Origin of the sequence: Jilunia laotingensis, assembly GCF_014385165.1 — a bacterium.
Taxonomy (GTDB): Bacteria; Bacteroidota; Bacteroidia; order Bacteroidales; family Bacteroidaceae; genus Bacteroides; species Bacteroides laotingensis.
Map to the genome: position 1 here is coordinate 335,718 of NZ_JACRTF010000001.1, position 21,520 is coordinate 357,237.

Here is a 21,520-nt window from a genome sequence, read left to right on the forward strand (position 1 = left end):
GTTGAATCAAGATTACAATGATCATGAAAGTAAAATATCTATGGATCGTGTTTTTTGTGTCACTGACTTTCTTTAGTTGTGATGATAACACAGGTACTTTGGGATTGGATATGTTTCCCGGCAGCGACCAGAATATTAATGGTAAATTAGCCACATTCGAAGTAACAACCAAATCAGAATTAGCTGAAAACACATTCGCAAAAACAAGTATCGGTTATCTGGGAAAATTCACAGACCAAGACTTTGGATATTATGAAGCAGGGTTCCTCACGCAGTTCCACTGTAATGAGGGTTTTCATTTTCCAGTAGTATGTGATCCTAAAAACGAAGCAGACCGCAATAACCCTAAAGCCATAATGGTTAAAGACGGAATTTACCGTACAGAATTAATCTTAGGGTACAGTACTTATTTTGGTGATTCCCTTACTGCCTCCCGGTTGAGTGTTTACCGTTTGAATAAAAGTTTAGACAAGGAAACAGCTTATTACACAGACATTGATCCGGGAGAATTTTACTCTAAAAATGATCCGGTCGCCTTATTAGGTCGAAAAGCTTACACTGCAGTAGACTTATCAGTGTCCGATTCCATCAGAAAAAGTAGCGGTTATTATCCCAGTGTTACCGTTACCCTTCCGAACTCTTTAGGTGAGGAAATTTTAAAAGCAAGCAGACAGGCTGATAAAGAAAATGTAGACTTTGCCAATAAATTCAGTGAATTATTAAAAGGAGTTTACGTAAAAAATGACTACGGAGATGGAACCATACTTTATATCAACCGAATTCAGCTAAATGTAGTTTACGAAATATTTGTTAGAGACACTTTAGGAGTTATAATACCGAAGAAATATGACAGCAAAGTAGACTCCACAGCTTATGGTTACCGTTCTTTCACTGCTACCAAGGAAATTATTCAGGCAAACTCGTTCAAGAACGATGAAAGTAAGCTACAGGAGAAGTTGAACGATAAAACCTGCACTTACCTTAAAACTCCTGCAGGTATCTATACTCAAGCTACCTTGCCACTTATAAACAAAGACCCAAAAGGTAAAAAAGGTGTACTCGATTCGCTAGGTAATGATACGCTGAATACAGTTAAACTGTCATTTACCAACTATAACCAATCGAACAATAACAGTAAGTATAACATGACTGCTCCTACTTATCTATTATTGTTACGTGAGAAGGATAGGGATAAATTCTTCGAAGAAAACAAAATAAATGATGATGTCACTTCTTATATAGCAGTGCATAACAAAGTCAATACCAATCAATATGTTTTCCCAAACATAACCAGATTGATCAATACATGCAAGGCGGAAAGAGAGGCAGCAGTTCTTGCACTCCAAACGGATGGACGAATAGATGATATTTTAGGAGTTGATGGAAAACCGGTAACCACCATTGAAGCTTGGGAAGAAGTGACTAAATGGGATAAAATTGCCGTTATTCCAGTTACTATTACTACTACAACATCGAATCAGACAGAGGTGATTATCAGTGTTCTTAATGATCTCCAACCCGGATATGCGAAGTTAAAAGGTGGAGAACAAGGAGGAAAATTGGCCTTGGATATAATTTATACAAGCTTTTAAGTAGGGGAAATAAATGACAACAAGGCATTGAGTTTATTGAAGTCAATAAACACAGAGAGGATGGGATTATGTAATCCCATCCTCTCTGTGTTTATTCTATTATCTCAATTGACTTATTCCGTCTTTTTAGAAACAGCTTTTTTAGTGGCAGTCTTTTTAGGTGCTTTTGCTTCCTTCTCCTTCTTTTCAACGGGAGCTTTCGTTTTGGCAGTTTTTGAAGCTTTAGCCTTCTCTACTTTTGCCTCCAGCAACTCCAATTCTTTATGAAGTTCCGCAATCTCTTCACCCTGGTTATGAATAGTGGTCAAGAGAGAGTTCAATTCTTCATCATCAATATCTTCCGGATACAGAGAGTTTACACGGTTAATAAAATCACCCAAAATATTCATATAATTGGTAAAGGCATCATAGGGAGAATCATAAATGCCTCTATTCAAATAGATACCCGTATTTTTAGTTGTCATAAACCGGAAATTATTGCTTGCTTGCAGATAATCCCAATCCTGCTTAATACGGCGGTCATCACACATATGGACGCGTTCTGCCACACTATACAATTTATTAAAAGCTTCACGCTGCATCACATTACCGAGCCAACAACTGGTATCTCTCTCTTCATCTACCCAAGAAAGAGGATAAGGAACATCCAATTGAGAAACCGATTTTAGCTTTGTAATGATCTCCGAAGGCGTAGAAAATGTAATCCCCTTTTCCTTTGCACAATTCGGAAGTGCCTTCATAAACTCCAGAATATTAGAAGAAAGCGGTTGCGACATACCAAGCGCGCTCAATTCCATGAAGATATTTATTACCTGTTCTTCCTGTGGCAAAGCATCAATCCAACTGATATATTTATCAGCAAACAACGGATACTCGCTCCATTCTGAATTTGAGAATCGAAGGCTAATATCATCCGATAATTTAAAATCTCTCAATAATAACTTCAAACTGGGAGCCTGATTACAGTGATATACATAATGAGGACTCTTCCAACCCAAAATATATTTTGCACCTTCGGTCAACATACCCTTGAAGCCCATTGAAGCAACCATAGTCCCAATCTCATCAGAATAAATCAAACTTGAATTGCGGAATACTTTTGGCGCTTTACCAAACATCTGTTTGATTTTAGCACTCATGCGCATCACCTCTTCCTTAAAACAATCTTCATTGGCTAATGATGACAAACCATGTGAATAGGGTTCTGCAAGGAATTCACAACAACCTGTATCGTTAAGTTGATGCAATAAGTCCACCACTGCCGGAGCGTGAATTTCAAGCTGTTCCAAAGCTACTCCCGAAATCGAAAGTGCCACTTTGAAAGCACCATTGGAATTCTTCACCATTTCAATCAGTGTGTTAAGTGCCGGAATATAAGAGCGTTCGGCAACTTCATTTATACTTGTTTCATTGGCATAATCATCATAATAATAATGGTCGGTGCCTATATCGAAGAAACGATAACGTTTCAGATGAATAATTTGATGTATCTCAAAATAAAGACAGATTGTTCTCATATCTATATTATTTTATTATTTATAATTTTTAATTACCTCGTCATAGATACCACGTACTTTGTATCCGACATTTTCCCACTTAATTTCATCTACTTCTTTCTTGCCTTCGTCACGCAAATACTCGTATAAAGCCGGATAGGTACAGATGGAATAAATTGCATCCGCCATAGCATGAATATCCCAGTAATCAGTCTTGATACATTTTTCCAAGATCTCGGCACAACCCGATTGTTTGGAAATAATTGTCGGGACACTACATTGCATAGCCTCCAACGGAGAAATTCCAAACGGTTCAGAAACCGACGGCATGATATATACATCACTCGATTTAAGAACCTCATACACTTGATTACCTTTCATGAAACCGGGGAAGTGAAAACGATCGGCAATTCCGCGTTCAGCTGCGAGGCGAATCATCTGGTTCATCATATCACCGCTACCAGCCATCACAAAACGCACATTTTTAGTACGTTGCAATACCATAGCCGCTGCCTCTACAAAATATTCAGGCCCTTTCTGCATCGTGATACGTCCAAGAAAAGTCACTACCTTCTCTTTCGGATTCTTATTCGGAACGATGTCCTGAATTTCTTGTGATAAAGGCGAAACCGCATTATGTACGGTAGATACCTTCTTCGGATCCTGAAAATACTTATGGATTACCGTCTGACGGGTAAGTTCACTCACACACATGATATGGTCGGCATTGTCCATACCATTCTTTTCAATAGCATAGACAGTTGGATTCACATTTCCACGGCTACGGTCAAAATCCGTAGCATGAACATGAATCACCAACGGCTTACCGGAAACTTGCTTGGCGTGTATGCCTGCCGGATAAGTCAACCAATCATGTGAATGGATTATTTCAAACTCTTGCTGACGGGCTATGACACCCGCTACAATAGAATAATTATTTATCTCTTCATGTAGGTTTTCCGGATAACGACCCGAAAACTCGATACATCCCAGATCATTTGTATTCAGATAATTAAAATCAGCATAGATATGATCGCGCAAATCGTAATAGAGCTGCGGATCCATGTAACTGCCTACACGGTTCTGTACGTAGTCCCAATTCACATCTCGCCATACTATCGGCGTACTGTTCATTCCGATTATTCTCAAAAAACTTTGGTCTTCATCACCCCAAGGCTTTGGAATACAAAAAGTAATTTCCATGTCTTCTTGCAAAGACATTCCTTTTGTCAGACCGTAGCTGGCAGTTCCTAAACCTCCTAAGATATGCGGGGGGAACTCCCATCCAAACATTAAAACTTTCATCTTCGTCCCTCCTCTTATAAATTATACTTTGACAACAGTTTAAGGATTCGCAGAATTTCGGCTACATTCATCGCGAACGATACAGCTCCACGCCCTTTGAAAGGTGGATTGCCATCGAATAGTTCGGGAAGAGAGCCAATACAGTGACTGGTCATTTCATCTTCAAAGCCTATTAATTGACGCTCTACAAATGATATACCACTCACTTTATAAATCCGCAGATAGGCTTCCATATAGAATCCCATCAGCCACGGCCATGCCGTTCCCTGATGATAAGCATAATCACGCTGAATCTGAGGACCTACATAATTCGGATTATACCCTCCACTCTTCGGGCTCAACGTACGGAGTCCCTTCGGAGTAAGCAGTTCTCTTGTCACAATATCGAGTACTTGCTTCTTTTGGGCACGATCCAGAGGAGAATAATCAAAAGCAACCGTAAATATCATATTAGGACGTACACTCCAGTCCATCATATTCCCATCCACATAATCAAGCAAATAGCCATATTCATTGCGGAAAACCTCCACAAAAGACTTTCCGGTGATTACCGCCTGTGCATCGAGCGAGTCTGCCAAAACAACATTGCCCCCTTCACGAACCAAATCTGCAACAAAACGTAATGCATTATACCACAAGGAGTTTATTTCAACAATATATCCCGTACGCGGCACTACCGGACGTCCATTAACAGTAGAGTTCATCCAAGTAATCGCTCTATCCGAACCATTGGCATATAATAACCCGTTTTCATGCAAGAAAAGATTGTCATGTCTACGCTGGCGGATAAATTCCATGATCTCCTCCAGCAAAGAACCATATTTCGTACGACATTGTTCGCGAGAAGTTTCTTTAGCATATTGCTGCAAAGCCCAGACTGCCCATAAGAGAACATCCGGATCGTCCATTTCATAAATTTTACATCCGATTGGCTCTCCATTAATATAATTACGAATTGCCTTCTCGGCCGTTGCCATAACATCTTCAAACTCATCGATCTCTTCTACAGCTAACGTCAATCCGGGCAACGATACAAACATATCCCGGGCGCGACATTTAAACCACGGATAGCCGGCAAGAATATAATGGTTATCTTCTTGTTTGTTATGGAATTGATGTGCCGAATTCTTCAGGCAATGATAAAAACTATCACGAGGTGTTCTGTCCTCGGCTTCAGTTTCAAAAATCTGTTTCAAACGGCGAGGAGATACTTCTGAAATTCCTGCTGAGAAAACAATGCTTTCCCCCTTCTTGATATCCACTTCAAAATATCCCGGAACATAGAGATCTTCATTGAAATCATATCCCCGTTCTTGTTCCTTTGGATATTCAATGCCTTTATACCAATTCGGATCAAAGTGGAATTCATTTTTCTTATTCAATTGCATGTACAGCTCGGGATATCCCGGATACATGCATGTCTTGATCCCATTTTCTACCACTTGATACTCACGGCTTGCCTGCGCATTTTCATGGGTATACTCGCGCACGCTTCGGAAAGCTAAAAACGGACGGAAACGTAAAGTCGTGGCAGAATGCGCATCGACTAAAGTATAACGAATCAAAATCCGGTTTTCATGATGTACAAAGATTTTCTCTTTGCGTAGAATTACTCCACCAACACGGTAAGTTGTAGCCGGGATATGTTCACAATCGAATTCACGGATATACTTATGCCCATTCGGGCTGTAATTATTCCCCTGATATTTATGTAAACCCAGATTAAACTCCGCACCATGTTGAATTACCGTTTCATCAAGAGAAGATAGCAGCACATGATTTTCATCATCCAGATTGGGGACGGGAATCACCAACAATCCATGATATTTGCGTGTGTTACAATCTACAATCGTCGTACAATGATAAGCTCCCGCACGGTTTGTCCGGAGAATCTCTCTTGGCAATGATTCTTCCAGATTAATCATAAGGGTCTTGTCAAAATGTAAATAACTCATAGTTGTACATTATTTAAAGGTTAATTAATTTTCGTTTTTTCACATTATATATAATGGCAAATACTTATCAAGATTATACGCCATCATATAATATGTACTGCTCAAATCAATACTACAGCGCTCAAAAATACGAATTAAAGGTAAAAACAAAAATAAAAACGGTTTTTATTTTCCATTTTTCTCGAAATATTCGTAGCATTGTACGGAATTAATAAAAAAGTAGAGAAATGAAGCAGGATTTACAACGAATATTTCTGGCTATGATGCTTCCCTTGTTTCTTATTTTTATTCTCTATATTATAAAAGTATTAGAGGTAGGTATGGACTGGGACTTTTCACGGCTGGGAGTCTACCCGCGAGAGACAAGAGGAGTGTTTGGTATTTTCGCACATCCATTAATACACAGTAATTTCGCTCATTTGTTTGCTAACACCATTCCGTTATTTTTTCTTTCATGGTGTTTATTTTATTTTTATAGAGGGATTGCCCCATACATTTTCTTTATCATCTGGATTGGCTGTGGTGCATTTACTTTCCTTATCGGGAAGCCCGGTTGGCACATTGGAGCAAGCGGCATTATCTATGGATTGGCATTTTTCTTATTCTTTAGCGGATTACTAAGAAAATATATCCCACTAATTGCCATATCGCTACTCGTCACCTTTCTTTATGGCGGTCTGGTATGGCAAATGTTTCCCTATTTCACCCCGGCAAACACGTCATGGGAAGGGCATCTCAGCGGAGCAATCATGGGTACACTCTGTGCCATGGCATTTATGAAATACGGACCACAAAAGCCAGAACCTTTCGAAAATGAAGAGGAAGAGGATGATGAAGTGACGGATGAATCACCTGAGAGCAATCCTCAAACGCACCAACCCAATGATCAGAATGAGAATGAAGTCAATGCTTCTGCAACGTCTCCAACAGCAACGTAATATTCGCTGTAAACAATCTTACTGAAACAGCCAACAATATAATTCCGAAGAACTTGCGAATAATATAGATACCACCTTTACCGAGGAAACGTTCGACACGACCGGTCATACTGACCACAAAGAAAACCCAGATCATATTTAGGATCAGAGCGATCACAATATTTATACTAGCATATTCGGCACGTAACGACAACAAAGTCGTAAATGCCCCAGCTCCCGCCAAAAGCGGAAAAACCAACGGTACGAGTGTAGCTTCTTTAATAGGTCCCTGATTCTTGAATATCTCCACATCGAGAATCATTTCCAAGGACATAAGGAAAATGACGAAAGCACCTGCTACGGCAAATGATTCAATGTCAACATGAAACAATTGCAACATCATGTCACCGGCATAGAAGAAGCCGATCATCAACGCAAATGAAATCAATGTGGCTTTTACCGCATTGACATCTTTACCTTTCTCCTTTAAACTTATTATAATAGGAATAGAACCAATTATATCAATCACTGCAAACAGTACAATAAATGCACTAATCATTTGTTGGAAATTAAAATCTGAAAACATAGTTCTTCCTCCTTTTTTTTGCAAAGTTACCATTTTCTTTGGAAAAGTGCAACATGAATACAAAAGGAATCTAATTATGAAGGAGTTAAATTAAGAAATAATAAAAAAACAAAAAGAGAAGGAGAATAAATCCGACAAGTTTTGATTATGATTACATTTGCTTAAAACAAACTTTATAAGATTAGACCATATGGAAACGATGTTTGATACTTTATTGCAATTACCTCTTTTTCAAGGGCTTTGCCATGAAGACTTCACGAATATATTAGAAAAAGTTAAATTACATTTTACAAAACATAAACCAGGTGATTTGATCATAGAAAGTAATACCCCTTGTGATCAACTACTGTTTTTATTGAAAGGTGAAATATCTCTCCAGACAACTTCAGAAGACGGATTGTTTACTTTTATAGAACATGTAGAAGCTCCTTATCTCGTAGAGCCTTATGCTTTGTTTGGAATGAACGTTAATTATGCCTCGAGTTATTTCGCCCGCACGGAGGTTCATACCATAAGCATCAGTAAATCATTTGTGCTTTCCGGGTTGCTGAAATACGAGATATTCCGTCTCAACTATATGAATATCATTAGCAACCGGGCACAAAACCTTTACGCCCGGTTGTGGGAAAAAGCTCCGATAGATCTTGAGAATAAGATTGTCCGTTTCATACTGATTCATATAGAAAAAGCACAGGGAGAAAAAATCCTGAAAGTAAAAATGGATGATCTTGCCCATTATCTGGATGATACACGGTTGAATGTATCTAAAGCCCTGAACGGTCTTCAGGAATTGAATCTATTGACTTTACGAAGAAAAGAGATCATTATTCCCGATGCAGCTGCCCTTGCAGAGTGGGATATGCTTCGTTTAATAAAATAGCTCTACCATATAAGAGACCGATAAGTCTCTCTTATTGAAATAAAATTAAATATTAAAAAGAGGGTATGGACTTTACCAATAGTCCTACCCTCTTTTTAATGTTTAGTAGTTACTAAAAAGATATCTGATTATCCTTCTCGATTAATAAGTAGAATTTACTGTTATACATCCCTATATTGATATTCACCTTTATAATTAATTATGAAGGAAGAGCCATAGGCCGATGAACCATTAAAAGTAAATTCTATAATTTCCTCAGAACTCTTTATGTCGAATTCTCCCTCGACTAAATACCAAACCTTCATTACATGTGAAAAAGATTCATCCCATTGAACCAAACAGCTACCCAAAAATCCTTCATTTTCAAAATATCCAGCCAAAAGCATATTCTCCACAGGTTGTTCGTTCACACTATATTTCCCATCAGGTATTGGGTCTTTGGTCATCGAAGGCATATAAAGCATAAATTGTGCCACTGCCTGTTTTTCCATCCAGATAGTTATTTTATAATTAACCAATCCCGTCACCGCGTCTTGTCCGTAATTATGGACATCAACCGAAACGATCAAAGGAGTCAAAGTCTCCACTGTTTTTTCCTCATACTTATATTTATCTTCAGGTGCAGGCACATCAAAATTAATATTTCCTATATAACGTGCTTTAAACACCTTACCACTCTCGTCTGTCAAAGCCACATGAATCTCATATCCTTCTTTTGTTGATAAAACAGTCAGTTCACCATCAAGGAGTGCCATATAAGATTTCTGACCGTTTTCATCAATTGTAACCACATAAGTTCCACTCGCCAACCACTCATCATAGTCTTGCTGATATTCACAATATCCGGGATCGAAAGTTTGAACCAAATTTGAGTTATTCCAATCTGCTGCATTATAACTTCCATCAGATGGTAACATGCCGTCCGTTATCTTACTGAATAAAGAAAGTACAAGACAAGTTCCCTCTCCTTCGAATTCCATACCTGCCCCATCCGTATGAATACTTCCAGTGGACAGTTTAAGGTCTATAACATTCACTCCTTGCCCATAAGCGTCTCCAAAACACTGACTTTTAAGAACCGTAGTCAACTCCACCCCGTCATATTTTTCTTGTGGATTCTCATCATCGTTATTGCAGGATGCGACTATAAATAAAGATAACACTAATCCTAAAATCAAACCATTTCTCATAAATACCTCCTTCTTATTTAATATATTTAAATGCAGCATTAAGCACCTTACAATCATTTATATCATCAGGATTATAATCCGCAACAAAGGCAACGATGTACATTTTATTCACATCACAATCAAAAGTTCCAATTTTCTCAGGTATGATATAATCATATTCCTTTTCAAACATACCATCTTCATCAGCCATCAAAGCATCTCCCCAAGCATCCGAAAGACATGCCCGTATGACAGCTTTATGTTCATATTGCTTTCCTCCATTCTCCTGATAGCCAACTATTCCATCTTGCACCAAAAACAACGTCAACCGCGAACTTACATCTTTCATTAGAAAAGTACCTTCAACGGTGATCTTCAAAGCTCGAGTTTGAGGCTCATAGTTCATATCCAGGTTAACACTGACATGAGCAGGTTCAGTTAGTAATTGCTTTATATCTTCCTCCTTAAGATCAAATGAACTGAACACGGGTTGAAGAATTCCTTTCCATGAAAGAGACGTACGATTCATCATTACGGCAGGAGCATAGGTAGATTCGCTATTGTAAAAACGGATATAGTTGGAGCTGACGGGAATAGTCATCAGATCATCACCAAAACCGACATGATGAGCCACCCAAGCCACTCTTGAACGGTTTTCACCTACTACCTTACTAAGATTTTCTTCTCCCGAAGGACAATACATACACCCTTGACCTGTAAACTGCTCAAGCAACAACGTACGTTCGAAAGACTTCCCATATATATCCTGTACGCCCGACAATTCATTGTTCGCCATACTTAGCTCCTTCACCGAAGCATCTACCGGTCGTACCTTGATTGTAAAATTCCTCACTCCTTCCTCTCTGTCAGGCAATTGAAGAACCGTTTTAACAGGTCTCCCGTTCGGCAATTTATCGGAAATCGTAATTTCTTTTTTGTCAGCTCCGTCAATGAATGTCAAGACACAACCATTGAGTATAGCAGAGCCATAATTTGTCACAACAACCGATAGAGGATTCTCCTCGCCACTTTGGACATAACGAGCATATTCCATTGTCCCAAGCGACAAGTCATAAGATAGGGGTAACTTCTCATTACCGGCTATTACCGCTTGTATACAGACCTGCCCAGTGATAGAAGCAGAAGTCAGATGTAACCATTGCCTGTCCATCATCACCATATCACTGCTGCTATTTTTTATACCTGTATTCTGATAACCGATCAATTGCCCCTTCCCAGTAAGCGTATAGCTGATATACAAAGTGTCTTTTTCGTTTAATTCATAAGGAGAGTCCAATTTTATATATTCCCAACCTGTACCCTGTGCAACAAATTCTTGGGAATACAGGGGTTTTGATTTCAAACGTTTTGAAATGCACAACTCCCCGGAGAGTCCGGCAGCCTCTGTAGAGAGCCCGATACGAACCGCTATTATCTGCGACCCCTTACCCGCCAAAATTGTGTCCATCTTGATGGCTGCTCCCATTAACGATTCTGTTTCCGTACCTAAAGCAAGGCTATAATTATTTTGGCAATACCCAACCAATACGGAAGGTATAGTCTCGTCATAAATCCCCGGGATATCGACAGGCGGAATATTATCATCGGAACAGGATATTAATAAAGCTGAGATTCCTAAGAAAATCATACTTATAAAAATTATCTTTTTCATTTTATCGCTTGTTTATTTTAATACACTATTACTTTTGGTTTCCATTCGATTCAGCGCACGAACCTTCATCACCGGTGCCATCGTTGCATCCGAAATTGTGAGTTCGCCATCATACACAGCCTTGATATGACTCCCAAAATAGGAATATCCATCGACCTCGATCCTGTATTTTCCATCATCAGATCTATTTACATCTACCTTTCCGAGACTCAGCCACCAAATACTTTCATATTCTGCCTTTCCCAATTTGAATGCGTAACTTGGATACAACGTACCATAAGGGTTAAAATACCCTGGCTTTGCGGTCATCTCTTTCTCCTCCATTGAAAAAGTATAACTACCTGTAGTGATCGAAGTCCGATCACCCGGTGGGCAGAATAGCTCCAACCCCACCCCATATTTCCCATCCGATGTGGTAAAATCCAGCAGTATGTCACTTGTCCCATTTTTGAAAAAGTCTCCCCAATACTCTGTACGCACCACCTCTTCAAGCACAAGATTCAATTCTGATACCTGCTGAGGTTCATATTTATAACCGACAAAAATAAGTGGGAGCTTCCCTTCGTACACCACATGAACCGGATTGTCGTCCTCATCTTCCATATCCATCACGATGGAATATACTTCATCTTCATTTTTAGAAATAACAATTTTCCCCGTTGTCAATGCTGTAAAAATCTCATGCCCTTCACGATCCACTTCCGACAGGTAAGTAGACACCGCATAACAAGGCCCGTCACTGCAAATAAGTTCCCCCGGATTGAAAGTTCCGACAAGGCTTCCTACGAGCGAAACCGGCTTATACGTTCCTACCTCCGGCATATAGTCGGATCTCATTTTCGAATTGATCTCTAAAAGGACGTATTTACCGTTCTTTGTATATCCTTCTTGCTCCCTATTCCAGTCCAGACCATCTGAAAGTACCATAGAAATAAAATTAGTCCCATTCCCGTTACTATCTCCGTAGAACTCACCGGAAATAAAATGATTAAGATATATGACGGTATCTTCTATGCCCTCATCTCCCTTGCCTCCTATCACCGGATCGGTGATTTCCTTCTCATCATTGCACGCAGCAGTAACAATGATACTAATTAAGAAAAATAAAAAAACGACTTTCTTCTTCATACTATCCTCCATTCTTGAAATGTAATAAAAACACATTATGTAAGCTTCTAATTCAGTCGGAGTGAAAAGACAATTCAACTCTAAATTTCAGATTAAAACATTTACGACTTATTTTGCAAACTTATACACATCGATGCGTAAGTGCAAAAAAAAGTAATATACAAAACATATACATTGACCAATTTATATTATATTTGTACTATGAAATACATTATTTTACTCATAATCCTTGTAACTAATACATCATTTCTAAATGCAGGCTTAACAGCCTCTTTCAGGACGAAGACGGATGCCGTTTCCGATAGTTTGTCCTACGATTCTTCACGTGTCACACTCCAAAAAGCGATCGAACAGCTACATCATTCGGAATATGTACAATCATTCAATACTTTTAATAAAAGCGCACCACTATTTCTCAAGACAGGTGATATCCGAAATGCCGCCAGATGCTATGCAAACATGGGACTCATCTTCATGGAAATCCAAGAATACGAAAAAGCAATAACAAATTTTCAAAAAGCCGACAGTCTGTTTCTGTCCATGAACGCTGTTGAAGAGCAACTTTTTTGCAAAAAAGATTTAGCTCTGTGTTATGGAAATAGCGGAAAGCCCGAAAAAGCATGTGATCTCTTAAAAATGGTCATAGAAAAGGAACTGCCTCAAATACAAAATATCAAATTAAAAATCGCCTGTTTATTTGCCTATTGTGATTACCTTAATGATATTGAAGAAGAAAAGAAATACATAATTGAAGCCTATGATCTTGCCCTAGAAACAGATGATAGCCAATTGATACGTGCCGCCATACTAAATTTGGGATGGGTAAATTATAAAACCGGCAACCTGATTCTCGCAGAAAAATACGTTAATCAAATATATGATTCGCTACACCAAGATGAAAACGAATCGTCTCTTACTTCGTTAGAAGGTAATACATACAGCTTGCTATCACAACTCTATGCGAAAAAGAAGATATGGGAGAAAGCTTACCATTTCCAGTTACAATATGAAGAGTGCCAAAAGCTTGATAACAAAACAAAAGCGATCAAACACATCCAACATCTTGAAATTCGCAAAGAAATCGAGCAGCAACAGCTCAAGTTCGAACAGGCACAAATGGAAATAAAACAAAAACAGGAACGGTCTATTTTTGTAGGAATTGCATTGACAGTCCTTCTGATAATGTCCGGCATCATTATATTCCTTCTCTATAAACGTGAACAAGCCGAGAAGAAGCTTCGAAAGATAGAAAGAAAAGAGTATACCACAAAACTTGTCAACGAACATCACAAAGTAGAAGCAAAAAGCAGAGAACTTTCAACCAACACCATGCTCCTCATGAAAAAGAATGAAGTACTCAAAAAATTAAAAAACCAGATCGAAGGTTATAAAGAGACAGGGCAGATTGAAGCTCCTACTGAAAAAGAAATAAAAGGAAAAATAAACGAAGCTTTAAGCGAGAACAGCGATTGGGAAGCTTTCAAACTGCAATTTAATGAAATACACCCTTTATTCTTTAATACTTTACTAAAACTGCACCCCGGACTAAGTAATAATGAGTTGCGGTTATGCGCTTATCTAAAGATGCACCTGAACACCAAACAAATAGCACAACTTATTTCCGTACAGCCTCAAACGGTCACCATAGCCCGTTATCGCATGAAGAAGAAAATGAATCTGGACAAAGACGTCTCTCTGGATGAGTATATCAAACAGCTTGACAGCTAAAATATCTTTTTGACACTTTGCATTTCCAATACGTCCTCAGTAGCGATATTCCAATCAATGTCAAGCTTGATTAAGAAAAACGTAATGCAGAGCGATTAGCATTTTTCATTTTATAAGCCAATCAGCGAAATAAGACATATAATTCTCTGTATATTCCTTTGATACTTCAAAAACGACAAACATAATAAGATTCCAATTTCCATCCGTCAAAAAGAAAGATTTAGCCAACAGAAGGCAAGTAGAGAGAAAAAGAGGAAAAACACATGTTTTCTTGGTCTTTTAACCCCCAATTTGCCGGAAAAGGTTATCCCATTTGATGGAAATAGCTACTCCATCCATTGGCTATTACTATTTCATCTGTTGGCAATGGCTATTTCATTTGATGAGAACAGCGATCCAATCCGCCAATTAAGGCTATTTAATATGTTTAAAAGCAGCTTTTTGCTCGTTTTCACTTTGAGAACAGCAAAACTCAACGCTATTTCGTCCATTTCACAAAAGAGCTTCGTCATCAATAAAAGGGAAAAAACATCATATTGTCAAGCAAACCATGAATTTTCTATAAAATAGTAATCAACGCCTGCCATAAACTTAAATAGCCCCGGCTTTATGCAAGTCGAGGCTATTCAAGTATCATCCAAGAGAGGGATTATCTTATTGATAATCAGCTACCAGCTATTATTCCCACTCAATTGTTGCGGGTGGTTTTGACGAAATATCATAGGTTACACGGTTTACACCTTTCACCTTGTTGATAATGTCATTGGAGACTTTCCCAAGGAATTCATAAGGCAAATGCGACCAATCAGCGGTCATTGCATCGGTAGAAGTAACGGCACGCAAGGCAACAGCACGTTCATACGTACGCTCATCTCCCATTACACCTACAGACTGTACCGGAAGCAGAATCACTCCAGCCTGCCATACCTGGTCGTACAATCCCCAATCGCGCAGACCTTGAATAAAGATATCATCTGCATCTTGCAAGATACGAACCTTTTCGGGAGTTATATCTCCAAGAATACGTACAGCCAAACCCGGTCCCGGGAACGGATGACGGGTGATCAGATGTTCGGGCATTCCCAACTCACGTCCTACACGACGAACCTCATCTTTAAACAGCAAACGAAGTGGTTCACAAAGCTTAAGATGCATCTTTTCGGGTAAACCACCCACATTGTGGTGGCTCTTAATAACCGTACCAGTTATGGACAACGACTCAATGCAGTCAGGATAAATAGTTCCCTGCGCCAGCCATTTCACATCCTTTATTTTATGAGCTTCTTCATCGAACACATCGATAAAGCCCTTACCTATAATTTTACGTTTACGCTCTGGTTCACTTACACTCTCCAACTCAGCAAAGAATTTGGCACTGGCATCTACCCCGATCACGTTCAGACCGAGACATTCGTAATCATGCATCACGTTTTTGAATTCATTCTTACGCAACATACCATGATCTACAAAGATACAAGTAAGATTCTTGCCGATCGCCCTGTTTAATAACACAGCCGCAACGGACGAATCGACACCACCGCTTAGGCCGAGTACCACTTTATCATCGCCCAACTGTGCTTTCAATTCAGCTACCGTACTTTCGATAAAGGAAGCCGGAGACCAGTCTTGCTTGCAACCGCAAACATCTCCTACAAAGTTTTTCAGAATTTGAGTACCGTCTTCACTATGGAATACTTCCGGATGGAATTGCACGCCCCACACCGACTCCCCTTCTATCTGATAAGCAGCAATTTCCACTTTGTCTGTTGAGGCAATCTTCTTAAAATTAGAAGGTATCGCTGTGATTGTGTCACCGTGACTCATCCACACCTGAGTATTTTCTTTCACTCCTTTGAACAACACATTGTCCTTGCAGAAAGAAGTAAGATGTGCGCGGCCATACTCGCGAGTACCTGCCGGTTCAACTTTTCCATCATTCGTATAAGCCATGAACTGTGCGCCGTAGCATATTCCCAAAATGGGATATTTGCCACGAATCTCACTCAGATCCACTTTAAAAGCACTTTCATCATATACCGAGAAAGGACTTCCTGAAAGAATGACGCCTTTTATACTTTCATCTCCTTTAGGGAACTTGTTGTAAGGAACAATTTCACAATACGTGTCCAGTTCGCGAACACGGCGACCGATAAGTTGCGTAGTCTGCGATCCGAAATCAAGGATTATTATTTTTTCCTGCATATAAATGTATGGATTTTGAATAAATGATCTGCAAAAGTAGGAAAAACTACGCAATCTATCTGAAAAATGGTCTATTTATTTTGCATTTTGTTCTTTTAGCAAGTCACGTATTTCAGTAAGCAACACTTCTTCCTTGGTTGGAGCAGGGGGGGCAGCCGGTGCAGCCTCCTCCTTCTTTTTTGTCAATTTCATTATCAAACGCAAAAAGACGAATATAGAGAAAGCGATGATCAAAAAATCGAAAGTGACCTGAAGGAAATTACCGTAATTCAATGAGACGGCAGCGATCTCTTTTCCATCGACCACCTCTGCAGGCTTCATCACCCATTTCAAATCTGAAAAGTTTACTCCACCGATCAACAGACCCAGCGGAGGCATTATCAAGTCTGACACCACCGATGACACTATTTTGCCGAAAGCACCACCGATAACAACACCGACTGCCATATCAATCAGGTTTCCCCTCATGGCGAAAGCCTTAAAATCCTGTAAGAATGTACTCTTTCCCATCTTTTTCTTTATTTAATAATAATTTCATATGCAAATTTAAAAACATTTTCGTAATTTTGCACCGCATTTGAAAAACAAATGGCGGTTCAAAAATACACTTGAACAAATATTATAAAACCCTTAAAAGTTTAAACAAGATGATTAAAGTAGGTATTAATGGATTCGGACGTATCGGACGTTTCGTATTCCGCGCTGCAATGAAAAGAAACGATATTCAAATCGTTGGTATCAATGACCTTTGCCCGGTTGACTATTTGGCATACATGCTGAAATATGATACAATGCACGGACAGTTCGAAGGAACTATCGAAGCCGATGTTGAAAAAAATCTGCTGATCGTAAACGGTAATCCTATCCGCATCACAGCAGAAAGAAATCCTGCTGACCTGAAATGGAATGAAGTAAATGCAGAATACGTAGTTGAATCTACAGGTCTGTTCCTGTCTAAAGATAAAGCTCAGGGTCATATCGACGCCGGTGCTAAATATGTAGTAATGTCTGCTCCTTCTAAAGACGATACTCCTATGTTCGTTTGCGGTGTAAACGAAAAGACTTACGCAGGACAACAATTCGTTTCTAACGCTTCTTGTACTACTAACTGCTTGGCTCCTATCGCTAAAGTATTGAACGATAAATGGGGTATCAAAGACGGTTTGATGACTACAGTACACTCTACAACTGCTACCCAGAAAACAGTTGACGGTCCTTCTATGAAAGACTGGAGAGGTGGTCGTGCTGCTGCCGGCAACATCATCCCTTCTTCTACAGGTGCTGCAAAAGCTGTAGGTAAAGTTATCCCTGCTTTGAACGGCAAACTGACTGGTATGTCTATGCGTGTTCCGACTTTGGACGTATCTGTAGTTGACTTGACAGTTAATTTGGAAAAACCGGCTACTTATGCTGAAATCTGCGCTGCTATGAAAGAAGCTTCAGAAGGCGAATTGAAAGGTATCTTGGGTTACACTGAAGACGCAGTTGTTTCTTCTGACTTCTTGGGTGATCCTCGCACTTCTATCTTCGATGCTAAAGCTGGTATCGCTTTGACTGACAATTTCGTTAAAGTTGTATCTTGGTATGACAACGAAATCGGTTACTCAAACAAGGTTCTTGACCTGATCGCTCACATGGCTACAGTTAACAAGTAATTTGTTGTAATAATCTATAAAAAAGCTGCTTCGAGAAATCGAAGCGGCTTTTTTTTTGTAATTTTGCGTTCCTGTAATATAAACCCTATCAACATAATGGCTTATATGAAAAAACTAAGTATAACATGTATATTATTCTGTATAATTAGTATGATGAACGCTCAGAATCCTTTTTTTGAAAGATACAATACCCCTCACGAAACTGTTCCATTCGATAAAATAAAAACAGACCATTTCGAACCGGCCATTCGTGAAGGTATCCGGCAACAAATTGCCGAAATAGATGCTATCACCGACAATCCCGAAACCCCGACTTTTGCCAATACGATTCTAGCTTATGAGAACTCCGGTGAATTGCTTGACCGTGTAGTTACCGTATTCGACAATCTCTGCAGTGCAGAGACCAATGACACGCTGCAAGCGCTTGCACAAGAAATGATGCCTCTACTTAGTGAGCATGGCAATAATATCAGCCTGAACGAATCACTGTTTAATCGGGTTAAAATTGTGTATCAGCAAAAGGAGCAAGAGTCGCTCACTCCCGAACAATTGAAATTGCTGGAAAAGATATATGACAGTTTTATCCGTAATGGTGCCAACCTTCAGGGGGAAGCCAAAGAAAAATATCGCAAACTGACCAAAGACCTCAGTAGCCTTACCCTTCAGTTTGCCGAAAACAATCTGAAAGAGATCAACAACTATCAGTTAGTACTCACGGACGAGAAACAATTGGCCGGTCTTCCGGAAAGTGCGGTAGAAGCAGCCGAGGAGACTGCAAAAGAGAAAGGAATCAAAGGGTGGATGTTTACTTTACAAGCACCCAGTTTCATACCTTTCATGACGTATGCCGACAACCGCGAATTGCGGAAGGAACTTTATTTTGCTAACAGTACAAAGTGTACGCACGATAACGAATTCAACAATATTGAGATCGTAAAGAAGATCGTAAACACACGCATGGAGATAGCCCAATTGTTAGGATATGACAATCATGCCCAATATGTCTTGCAAAAACGCATGGCTCAAGACAGTAACGCAGTATATGGCTTACTCAACCAATTGTTAGATGCCTACACTCCTACAGCTCAAAAAGAGTATCAGGAAGTACTGGAGACCGCACAGCAAGAACAAGGTACGGACTTTGCGCTGATGCCGTGGGATTGGGCATACTACTCCAACAAATTGAAAGACAAAAAATTCAATATCAACGAAGAAATGCTACGCCCCTACTTCGAATTGGAGAAAGTGAAAGAAGGCGTATTCGGACTTGCTAACCGGCTTTACGGCATCAGTTTCAGAAAAAATGCCGATATTCCCGTATATCACAAAGACGTCGAAGCTTATGAAGTATTAGACAAAGATGGAAAATATTTAGCAGTACTCTATACGGACTTTCATCCACGGGACGGTAAACGCTCCGGTGCATGGATGACGGAATATAAAGGGCAATGGATTGACGAAAAGACCGGTGAAGACAGCCGCCCACACGTATCTGTCGTAATGAATTTCACCAAACCGACAGAGAATAAACCGGCTCTGCTGACTTTCGGTGAAGTGGCAACTTTCCTTCATGAATTCGGCCACAGCCTCCATGGTATGTTCGCTAATTCTACTTATAGAAGTCTGAGCGGTACTAATGTATACTGGGACTTCGTGGAACTGCCGTCCCAAATCATGGAAAACTTTGCCATTGAAAGTGACTTTCTTAATACGTTTGCCCGTCATTATCTTACAGGTGAGAAAATACCAGCGGATCTTATCAAACGTCTGGTAGATGCATCCAACTTCAATGTCGCCTATGCATGCCTGCGTCAAATCAGTTTCGGACTACTGGACATGGCATGGTATACCCGTAACACTCCTTTTGAAGGTGATGTGAAAGAATACGAACAACAGGCATGGGCAAAAGCACAAATACTGCCGGTTGTCAAAGAGGCATGTATGAGTACCAGCTTTTCACATATCTTCGCAGGTGGCTATTCTGCCGGGTACTACAGCTACAAATGGGCAGAAGTATTGGATGCCGATGCCTTTTCTCTTTTCAGACAAAAAGGTATTTTTGACCGGGATGTAGCCGAATCATTCCGTAACAATATCCTCTCCAAAGGAGGAACAGAACATCCGATGATTCTCTACAAGCGCTTCAGAGGACAAGAACCAACCATCGATGCACTGCTAACGAGGAATGGAATCATCAAAAATTAAAAACGAGTGAGATCAATGAGAAACGTATCGATTCATAAATGGATTATCTGCCTGTTACTTTTCATTCCGGTTATAAGCGGATGCAACAATTCAGATGATGTGCAGGAAATATTTACGGGAAAAACCTGGAGAATGACTTTCATCGCCAAGGACAAGGAACACAGGTGGTATCCATTCCCCGGAGTCAGTGAAGGTGTTATAAATTCGTATATCTCAGGGACAAGATCTTTCAGTATCACATTTACCGGCAGCACATCCGATAATGTCATTGCCGGCAACTTTATTGGTACCGGATCTGTCACAATGGATGGGAACTGGAGTGCTAATGGAGAAACGAATGCATTTTCTACATCAATCAGCAAAAGCTCCGTCAAAGATTCAAAAGATACACTTGGAAAATACATCATCGCAGCCATAAAAAAATCGACTTCTTACCTAGGTGACGAAAATAACCTGTATCTTTACTATAAAGATGGTAATGAGACCTTTTTCATTGCATTTAAACCTGAAATATAAACCAGCACTACACAATATATCTATGGATAAACAATACGAATTAGATAAACGTTATATTCGGATGGCCAGCATCTGGTCTGAAAATTCATATTGCCAGCGCCGAAAAGTAGGTGCCCTCATTGTAAAAGACAAAATGATCATTTCGGACGGGTATAACGGCACTCCTTCTGGCTTCGAAAACATCTGTGAGGATGAAAACAATGTGACGAAGCCCTATGTACTCCATGCCGAAGCTAACGCCATAACAAAAATAGCACGTTCAAACAATAGCAGCGACGGGGCTACCATGTATGTTACCGCCTCACCTTGCATTGAATGTGCCAAACTAATCATCCAAGCTGGAATCAAACGTGTGGTTTATTCCGAACACTACCGTTTGGAAGACGGCATCGAGTTGTTGAAAAGAGCAGGCATCGAAGTTATTTTCGTTGCGACGGATGACGAGAAGCAAACTGTTGCCAATAGAGAGAATAATCAATAAATACTAATATATGCTGCAGTACAAGTTTTTGTA

At 39.7% G+C, this 21,520-nt stretch carries 17 protein-coding genes; 8 read left to right on the plus strand and 9 right to left on the minus strand.

Annotated elements, in window-relative coordinates:
* Positions 1-23 precede the first annotated feature (23 nt).
* A complete protein-coding gene (gene bamH, locus H8744_RS01460) occupies positions 24-1,592 on the plus strand; it encodes a BamH family beta-barrel-assembly machinery protein (protein WP_262433141.1) in 1,569 nt (522 codons plus the stop codon).
* Between the two features lie 113 nt (positions 1,593-1,705).
* Here the strand turns inward: bamH and H8744_RS01465 are convergent, their stop codons facing one another.
* From H8744_RS01465 to H8744_RS01475, 3 genes are read right to left on the minus strand one after another with little or no spacing between them, the layout of a single operon-like run.
* Positions 1,706-3,109, minus strand: coding sequence for a glycoside hydrolase family 57 protein (locus tag H8744_RS01465; protein WP_262433142.1), 1,404 nt, complete (start codon positions 3,107-3,109; stop codon positions 1,706-1,708).
* Between the two features lie 15 nt (positions 3,110-3,124).
* Positions 3,125-4,393 (minus strand): glycosyltransferase, encoded by a 1,269-nt coding sequence (locus H8744_RS01470; RefSeq protein WP_262433143.1) that lies wholly within the window; start codon positions 4,391-4,393, stop codon positions 3,125-3,127.
* A 14-nt stretch (positions 4,394-4,407) separates the two neighbouring features.
* Positions 4,408-6,348 carry a glycogen debranching enzyme N-terminal domain-containing protein gene (locus H8744_RS01475; protein WP_262433144.1) on the minus strand — a complete coding sequence of 647 codons (1,941 nt, stop codon included), beginning with the start codon at positions 6,346-6,348 and terminating at the stop codon, positions 4,408-4,410.
* A gap of 227 nt (positions 6,349-6,575) precedes the next feature.
* On the opposite strand from H8744_RS01475, the gene H8744_RS01480 reads away from it, so the two are divergent.
* Complete coding sequence (locus tag H8744_RS01480) at positions 6,576-7,286, plus strand: rhomboid family intramembrane serine protease (RefSeq protein WP_262433145.1); 711 nt, start codon at positions 6,576-6,578, stop codon at positions 7,284-7,286.
* Here H8744_RS01480 and H8744_RS01485 read toward each other — a convergent pair.
* Positions 7,252-7,851 carry a MarC family protein gene (locus H8744_RS01485; protein WP_262433146.1) on the minus strand — a complete coding sequence of 200 codons (600 nt, stop codon included), beginning with the start codon at positions 7,849-7,851 and terminating at the stop codon, positions 7,252-7,254. The genes H8744_RS01480 and H8744_RS01485 overlap by 35 nt on opposite strands.
* Before the next feature lie 190 nt (positions 7,852-8,041).
* On the opposite strand from H8744_RS01485, the gene H8744_RS01490 reads away from it, so the two are divergent.
* The gene (locus tag H8744_RS01490; RefSeq protein WP_262433147.1) at positions 8,042-8,731 is read left to right on the plus strand and encodes a Crp/Fnr family transcriptional regulator; all 690 of its coding nucleotides are present in this window, start codon (positions 8,042-8,044) and stop codon (positions 8,729-8,731) included.
* A 161-nt stretch (positions 8,732-8,892) separates the two neighbouring features.
* Here the strand turns inward: H8744_RS01490 and H8744_RS01495 are convergent, their stop codons facing one another.
* Genes H8744_RS01495 through H8744_RS01505 form a run of 3 tightly spaced genes read right to left on the minus strand, consistent with a single transcriptional unit; the run spans position 8,893 to position 12,700 of the window.
* Positions 8,893-9,921 (minus strand): hypothetical protein, encoded by a 1,029-nt coding sequence (locus tag H8744_RS01495; RefSeq protein ID WP_262433148.1) that lies wholly within the window; start codon positions 9,919-9,921, stop codon positions 8,893-8,895.
* Positions 9,922-9,934: 13 nt separating this feature from the next.
* Positions 9,935-11,572, minus strand: a complete 1,638-nt coding sequence (locus tag H8744_RS01500; RefSeq protein WP_262433149.1) for an Omp28-related outer membrane protein — start codon at positions 11,570-11,572, stop codon at positions 9,935-9,937.
* 12 nt (positions 11,573-11,584) lie between these two features.
* Positions 11,585-12,700, minus strand: coding sequence for a hypothetical protein (locus tag H8744_RS01505; protein WP_262433150.1), 1,116 nt, complete (start codon positions 12,698-12,700; stop codon positions 11,585-11,587).
* Positions 12,701-12,901: 201 nt separating this feature from the next.
* On the opposite strand from H8744_RS01505, the gene H8744_RS01510 reads away from it, so the two are divergent.
* On the plus strand, positions 12,902-14,428 hold the full coding sequence (locus tag H8744_RS01510) for a tetratricopeptide repeat protein (RefSeq protein WP_262433151.1): 1,527 nt from the start codon (positions 12,902-12,904) through the stop codon (positions 14,426-14,428).
* Between the two features lie 678 nt (positions 14,429-15,106).
* On the opposite strand, the gene guaA is transcribed toward H8744_RS01510, so the two are convergent.
* Positions 15,107-16,630, minus strand: coding sequence for a glutamine-hydrolyzing GMP synthase (guaA, locus tag H8744_RS01515; protein ID WP_262433152.1), 1,524 nt, complete (start codon positions 16,628-16,630; stop codon positions 15,107-15,109).
* A gap of 75 nt (positions 16,631-16,705) precedes the next feature.
* Positions 16,706-17,140 (minus strand): large-conductance mechanosensitive channel protein MscL, encoded by a 435-nt coding sequence (mscL, locus tag H8744_RS01520; RefSeq protein ID WP_262433153.1) that lies wholly within the window; start codon positions 17,138-17,140, stop codon positions 16,706-16,708.
* A 137-nt stretch (positions 17,141-17,277) separates the two neighbouring features.
* Here mscL and gap point away from each other — a divergent pair, with 137 nt between their 5' ends.
* The 4 genes from gap to H8744_RS01540 all read left to right on the plus strand — a co-directional run bounded on the left by gap (position 17,278) and on the right by H8744_RS01540 (position 21,487).
* Entirely contained in the window at positions 17,278-18,285 is a 1,008-nt protein-coding gene (gene gap, locus H8744_RS01525) for a type I glyceraldehyde-3-phosphate dehydrogenase (protein ID WP_262433154.1), read from the plus strand.
* Between the two features lie 105 nt (positions 18,286-18,390).
* Positions 18,391-20,490: a M3 family metallopeptidase gene (locus H8744_RS01530; protein WP_305067322.1), complete on the plus strand. Its 2,100-nt coding sequence runs from the start codon at positions 18,391-18,393 to the stop codon at positions 20,488-20,490.
* Between the two features lie 15 nt (positions 20,491-20,505).
* Positions 20,506-21,006 carry a DUF4847 family protein gene (locus H8744_RS01535; RefSeq protein WP_262433156.1) on the plus strand — a complete coding sequence of 167 codons (501 nt, stop codon included), beginning with the start codon at positions 20,506-20,508 and terminating at the stop codon, positions 21,004-21,006.
* A 22-nt stretch (positions 21,007-21,028) separates the two neighbouring features.
* Positions 21,029-21,487 (plus strand): dCMP deaminase family protein, encoded by a 459-nt coding sequence (locus H8744_RS01540; protein ID WP_262433157.1) that lies wholly within the window; start codon positions 21,029-21,031, stop codon positions 21,485-21,487.
* The last annotated feature ends 33 nt before the right edge of the window (positions 21,488-21,520 follow it).

Coding starts and splice junctions, on each gene's coding strand:
- bamH (WP_262433141.1), top strand. CDS start 24: ATGAAAGTAAAATATCTATGGATCGTGTTTTTTGTGTCACTGACTTTC.
- H8744_RS01465 (WP_262433142.1), bottom strand. CDS start 3,109: ATGAGAACAATCTGTCTTTATTTTGAGATACATCAAATTATTCATCTG.
- H8744_RS01470 (WP_262433143.1), bottom strand. CDS start 4,393: ATGAAAGTTTTAATGTTTGGATGGGAGTTCCCCCCGCATATCTTAGGA.
- H8744_RS01475 (WP_262433144.1), bottom strand. CDS start 6,348: ATGAGTTATTTACATTTTGACAAGACCCTTATGATTAATCTGGAAGAA.
- H8744_RS01480 (WP_262433145.1), top strand. CDS start 6,576: ATGAAGCAGGATTTACAACGAATATTTCTGGCTATGATGCTTCCCTTG.
- H8744_RS01485 (WP_262433146.1), bottom strand. CDS start 7,851: ATGTTTTCAGATTTTAATTTCCAACAAATGATTAGTGCATTTATTGTA.
- H8744_RS01490 (WP_262433147.1), top strand. CDS start 8,042: ATGGAAACGATGTTTGATACTTTATTGCAATTACCTCTTTTTCAAGGG.
- H8744_RS01495 (WP_262433148.1), bottom strand. CDS start 9,921: ATGAGAAATGGTTTGATTTTAGGATTAGTGTTATCTTTATTTATAGTC.
- H8744_RS01500 (WP_262433149.1), bottom strand. CDS start 11,572: ATGAAAAAGATAATTTTTATAAGTATGATTTTCTTAGGAATCTCAGCT.
- H8744_RS01505 (WP_262433150.1), bottom strand. CDS start 12,700: ATGAAGAAGAAAGTCGTTTTTTTATTTTTCTTAATTAGTATCATTGTT.
- H8744_RS01510 (WP_262433151.1), top strand. CDS start 12,902: ATGAAATACATTATTTTACTCATAATCCTTGTAACTAATACATCATTT.
- guaA (WP_262433152.1), bottom strand. CDS start 16,630: ATGCAGGAAAAAATAATAATCCTTGATTTCGGATCGCAGACTACGCAA.
- mscL (WP_262433153.1), bottom strand. CDS start 17,140: ATGGGAAAGAGTACATTCTTACAGGATTTTAAGGCTTTCGCCATGAGG.
- gap (WP_262433154.1), top strand. CDS start 17,278: ATGATTAAAGTAGGTATTAATGGATTCGGACGTATCGGACGTTTCGTA.
- H8744_RS01530 (WP_305067322.1), top strand. CDS start 18,391: ATGAAAAAACTAAGTATAACATGTATATTATTCTGTATAATTAGTATG.
- H8744_RS01535 (WP_262433156.1), top strand. CDS start 20,506: ATGAGAAACGTATCGATTCATAAATGGATTATCTGCCTGTTACTTTTC.
- H8744_RS01540 (WP_262433157.1), top strand. CDS start 21,029: ATGGATAAACAATACGAATTAGATAAACGTTATATTCGGATGGCCAGC.